Origin of the sequence: Methylobacterium bullatum (assembly GCF_014845095.1) — a bacterium.
Lineage (GTDB): Bacteria > Pseudomonadota > Alphaproteobacteria > Rhizobiales > Beijerinckiaceae > Methylobacterium > Methylobacterium bullatum.
In genome coordinates this window covers 1-3,766 of record NZ_NKUG01000234.1, presented here as the reverse complement: position 1 = coordinate 3,766, position 3,766 = coordinate 1, and the positions used below count along the sequence as shown (strand labels likewise).

Below are 3,766 nucleotides of genomic sequence, written 5' to 3'. Positions count from 1 at the left end.
CCCACAAGGGGGAGGGAAGTCTACGCCGGCGGTAAGCACGCTGCCGGACGTCGTTGGGGCGCAATGAAACGCCTCTAACCCTGCCCCTTTCGGGGACAGCGGGACAGCGGGATCGATGACACAGTTTCTCGGTATCGGCATCGGCGCGGGCCTCGTCTCCGCACTCCTCTTCGGCGTCCTGCTGAAGGGCACGCTGCTGTCGATCGTTCTCTACCTGCTCGCCCCGCTCCCGATCCTGATCGTGGGCCTCGGCTGGAGCCACAAGGCCGCCCTCGTCGCTGCGATCACGGGCGCCGTCGCACTTGCCTTCCTGCAACCTTTCCTCGGCCTCGGCTTCCTCGCCTATCTGGCGCTGCCGGCCTGGTGGCTGGCTTATCTCGCCCTCCTCGGGCGGCCGAACGCCGACGGCACCATGGAATGGTACCCGACCGGGCGGCTCCTCGCCTGGACCGCCGGCACGGCCGGGCTCGCCTTCGTCGCCATCGCGGTCATCGCCTCGCCGAACTTCGAGACCTTCCAGACCCAGTTGCGCGGGATGACGCGCACGCTGGTGACGATGCAGGGCAAGACCCGTGCGACGCCCCCGGCCGCCGCTCCTGCAGGAAACCCTTCGACGACGGGGAATCCCTCACCGGTAAAGAATCCCCCGCCCACGGCGACGCCCGCGATCCAGGCGGAGTCGGATGCGAAGACGGCTCCCTCCGCCGAATCCGGCACCGACCAGCAGAACGCTGTGGCCGATGCCCTGGCGACGATCGCCCCCGGACTGGCGACGCAGGGTCTTTCCGTGCTGCTCACCTTCTATCTCTGGGCCGCTGGGCGGATCGTGCGCATTTCCGGCCGCCTGCCTCGGCCCTGGCCCGACATTCCCTCCACCGCGATGCCGCGCTCCGTCCTCGGCATCCTGGGAGCGGCCTTCGTGCTGGCCCTGGTGCCCGGCTATCCGGGCGTCCTCGGCATCTGCCTCATCGGTGCGCTGACCGCCGCCTTCGCCATGCAGGGCCTCGCCGCCTTCCACGACCGCAGCCGCGGCCGGCCCGGACGCATGGCCCTCCTGTTCGGGCTCTATCTGATCCTGTTCTTCACGCAGGGCGTCGCTCTTTTCGCCCTGACGCTGTTCGGCCTCGCCGACACCGCCTTCAACCGGCGCCGTCCCAAGGAGGACGCCGGACGAACCTGAGGCCCGTCTCCCGCATCACGCGGCCGGACCTCTCCCAACACACCCCACCCCAGCAAGGACCAAGACCATGGAAGTCATCCTCCTCGAGCGCGTCGCCAAACTCGGCCAGATGGGCGAGACCGTGAACGTGAAGCCGGGCTACGCCCGCAACTTCCTCCTCGCCCGCGGCAAGGCCCTGCGCGCCACCGCCGGCAACAAAAAGCACTTCGAGACCCAGCGCGCCCAGCTCGAGGCCCGCAACCTCGAGAAGAAGAGCGAGGCACAATCCGTCGCCGAGACCCTCGAGGGCAAGAGCTTCGTGCTGATCCGCCAGTCGGGTGAGACCGGCGTGCTCTACGGTTCGGTCTCCACCCGCGACCTCGCCGAGGTCGTCACCGCCGAGGGCTTCACCGTCGGCCGCGACCAGTTCGCTCTCAACCAGCCGATCAAGACGCTGGGCCTGCACAATGTGCCGGTGGTGCTGCACCCCGAGGTCGAGGTCACCGTCACCGTCAACGTCGCCCGCTCGCCGGAAGAGGCCGAGCGTCAGGCCCGCGGCGAATCGACCACCGAGCGTGAGGCGTTCAACCTCGACGACCTCGGCCTCGAAGTCGGCGCCGCTCTCGCCGAGGCCGGCGACGACCGCGAGTAAGCCGCATCCACGACCGGTGGAGAACGGGGATCGTCGCCCGAAGGGGTTGACTGGTTCCTGATTTGTTCCAGCATGGCGCCTGTCATCCCGAAAGGGGTGGCAGGCGTTTTTCGTGTTGCAATCCGGGCGCACTCCATCCCACCCGGCCCCCTCATCCTGAGGTGCCGGAGCACAGCGGAGGCCTCGAAGGAGGCCTCAAGTTCGCGCGGTGGTTTCTGGAGCCCTCCTCCGAGGCCCGCTGACGCGGGCATCTCAGGATGAGGTGAGAGGGTGGCGCGAAAGGCGCGTCGCGCGAATCGGCTAAGGTTCGGCTAACCATGCCTGGGCCATGGTCGTGCGGTAGCGGAATGGTGCGGCGATGGACTCGCCGCGCGGTGTCGAAGAAGTCGGAGCCTCGAGTCAGCCTATGGCCCTGCCCAACGCCCTGACGGCAAACCTCCAGAGCGTCACGCAGGAGTTCCGCGTCGCGCCCCACAACATCGACGCGGAGCAGGCGCTGCTCGGCGCGATCCTCGTCAACAACGACGCCTATTACCGGATCTCAGACTTCCTCCTGCCCGAGCATTTCATGGAGGATGTCCACCGTAAGATCTTCGAGGTCGCCGCCTCGCTGATCAAGGTGGGCAAGCTCGCGACCCCGATCACGCTCAAGACCTATCTGGGTGACGCCGATCTCGGCGGCCAGACGGTGATGCAGTACCTCGCCCGCCTCGCGGCCGAGGCCACCACGGTCATCAACGCGGGCGATTACGGCCGCACCATCTACGACCTCGCGATCCGCCGCCGGCTGATCACCATCGGCGAGGATCTGGTCAACGGCGCCTATGAAGCCCCGGTGGAATCCTCCCCTCGCGACCAGATCGAGGGCACCGAGCGCCGGCTCTACGAGCTCGCCGAATCGGGCAAGTACGATGGCGGCTTCCAGAAATTCTCCGATGCCCTCACCGCTGCCGTGGACATGGCCGCCAAGGCCTACCAGCGCGACGGCAAGCTCTCGGGCATCGCCACCGGCCTGTCGGACCTCGATGCCAAGATGGGCGGTCTGCAATCCTCCGACTTGATCATCCTCGCCGGCCGTCCGGCCATGGGTAAGACCTCGCTGGTGACCAACATCGCCTTCAACGTCGCCAAGGCCTACCGGGGCGAGAAGCAGCCCGACGGGCGGATCGAGACCAAGAACGGCGGCATCGTCGGGTTCTTCTCCCTCGAAATGTCGGCCGAGCAGCTGGCCACCCGCATCATCGCCGAGCAATCGGGCGTGCCGTCCTACAAGATCCGCCGCGGCGACATCCGGCCGGAGGATTTCTACAAGATCACCGATGCCGCCCGGGACATGCAGACGATCCCGTTCTACATCGACCAGACCGGCGGCATCTCCATCGCGCAGCTCGCCGCCCGCGCCCGGCGCCTGAAGCGCCAGAAGGGCCTCGATCTCCTGATCATCGACTACCTGCAGCTGCTCTCCGGCTCGGGCAAGCGCAGCGACAACCGCGTGCAGGAGATGACCGAGATCACCACCGGCATGAAGGCGCTGGCCAAGGAACTCGCGGTGCCGATCATCGGCCTGTCGCAGCTCTCGCGTCAGGTGGAGAACCGCGACGACAAGCGCCCGCAGCTCTCGGACCTGCGCGAATCGGGCTCGATCGAGCAGGACGCCGACGTGGTGATGTTCGTGTTCCGCGAGGAATATTACGTCAACAACAAGAAGCCGCGCGAAGGCACCGAAGAGTTCTTCGCCTGGGAGGCGGAGATGAACCGCGTCCACGGTAAGGCCGAAGTCATCCTCGGCAAGCAGCGCCACGGCCCCACCGGCACGGTGGAGCTGCAGTTCGACGCCAACATCACCCGCTTTTCGGACTTGGCGAGCGAGGACCGCATGCCCGCGCGCATGTGATCGGTGCCGTCCCCGCCGAGTGAGGGTCACCCCCCCCACTCCTAACCTCTCCCCGCAAGGG

Annotated in this window: 3 protein-coding genes; all 3 read left to right on the top strand. The window is 67.2% G+C overall.

All coding sequences use genetic code 11. From position 1 onward, the window contains the following. Positions 1-115: 115 nt before the first annotated feature. The 3 genes from MBTS_RS22535 (at position 116) to MBTS_RS22525 (ending at position 3,705) form a co-directional block, all read left to right on the top strand. Positions 116-1,180: a hypothetical protein gene (locus MBTS_RS22535; RefSeq protein ID WP_192216535.1), complete on the top strand. Its 1,065-nt coding sequence runs from the start codon at positions 116-118 to the stop codon at positions 1,178-1,180. A gap of 67 nt (positions 1,181-1,247) precedes the next feature. Continuing rightward, on the top strand, positions 1,248-1,811 hold the full coding sequence (gene rplI, locus MBTS_RS22530; protein ID WP_147829092.1) for a 50S ribosomal protein L9: 564 nt from the start codon (positions 1,248-1,250) through the stop codon (positions 1,809-1,811). A gap of 406 nt (positions 1,812-2,217) precedes the next feature. Further along, positions 2,218-3,705: a replicative DNA helicase gene (locus tag MBTS_RS22525; RefSeq protein ID WP_027172146.1), complete on the top strand. Its 1,488-nt coding sequence runs from the start codon at positions 2,218-2,220 to the stop codon at positions 3,703-3,705. Positions 3,706-3,766: the final 61 nt, after the last annotated feature.